This window comes from Paenisporosarcina sp. P4_D4, from assembly GCF_056401835.1.
The window spans coordinates 1-1416 of sequence record NZ_JBFUIO010000290.1 but is presented as its reverse complement, the minus strand read 5'-3'; the positions used below and the strand labels follow the sequence as shown (position 1 = coordinate 1416).

Here is a 1416-nt window from a genome sequence, read left to right as displayed (position 1 = left end):
ACCTCTGACTTATCAATGGCACCTTTAGTTAATAAAACACTATAGGGTTAATCTTTTGGATAGTTAAAATAAAGGAACATGCCGTTTGCCATTTATTGCTAACTAACATCAATTTTCCAGTATTAAAATGTAATACATACCTGTTTACAGCACCACATCATTACCGAGATAAGAATATACATTTTTTTAGTTCCTAGGTTCCACTTTAGTCCTACTAGCTCGCATAATTTCAATTGGAGTAAAATAAAGAATTCCACCTAATCCCCCTACCAATAAGCTATATGGAAGAATCAGATTGATAAACATTCCTGGATGCTCTGATCCCCATATACCGTTTGCATAGTTGAATCAATGAATGGAGGTTACGGCAATTTTGTTCCTCTGCAATTCGCTTGCACGCTGACGGGCATATAGAGCCAACTCAACGGTTAGTTCATAACGTAAAAATGGTGTAATTAAATAAATCCCATTAAACAAGTCTAATGCTGTATCAATTAAAGACTTCGTAATTTCGAGTCCTTCTTGTACTGCCTGAACCGGGTTATCATTAAATTTTGCCATGCGGTCACGAATCGTTTTCGAAATTTTGATTCCCGGTACTTCATTATGAAGAAACTCAGCGTTTTTACTGCTTAGTAAGGGCATTAAACCAATATATATAGGCGCATTAAGATGTTTGGTAGATTCGTAAATTTCGAGTAATTTTTCCTCTGAAAATACAGGTTGTGAGATGAAATAATCTGCGCCAAGCTGAACTTTCTTTTCAAGGCGCTGCACCGCTTTATCTAGATGACGGACATTTGGATTAAAAGCAGCGGCAATGCTAAAAGATGTTTTTTGGCCAAGATCTTTTCCTGAAAAAGATAAACCTTCATTAAGTTGTTTGATCATTTGAATCAGCTCAAAGGATGACACATCATAAACAGAAGATGCTCCTGGGAAATCGCCTACTCTAGCTGGATCGCCCGTTATCGCAAGTACATCATTCATCCCTAAAGTGTGAAGGCCCATCAAGTGGGATTGCAGACCGATAAGGTTGCGGTCCCTGCAAGCTATATGGATGAGTGGCCGCATCGCCAGKTGAGTTTTAACTAGGTAACCTAATGATTCATTTGAAATACGAACAGAGTCAAGCGAGTTATCCGCAAGTGTAATCGCATCGATTCCCACTTCTTTTAAAGCTTTTGCTCCCATGAAAAATTTTGTTGTATCCAATTTCCGAGGAGGATCTAACTCAACAATAATCGATGGTTTCTTCTTTACAATTTTCTCAAGAGGCGGGAAATCCCTTTTTATTGATATTACGTCGACAACTTGTTTAGGTGGTTTTATTTTTACGACCTTTTGTGTAATTGGAACCACATTTTTTAATTCGGAAGCAATGGCTCTTATATGTTCAGGTGTAGTGCCGCAACA

General features: G+C 38.0%; 1 protein-coding gene. It reads right to left on the bottom strand.

Translation table 11 applies throughout. The features are described 5' to 3' along the window. Positions 1 to 348: 348 nt before the first annotated feature. Positions 349 to 1416: bifunctional homocysteine S-methyltransferase/methylenetetrahydrofolate reductase (locus tag AC1DSL_RS18210; RefSeq protein ID WP_477533332.1), on the bottom strand; the 1068-nt coding region annotated here is incomplete at its 5' end.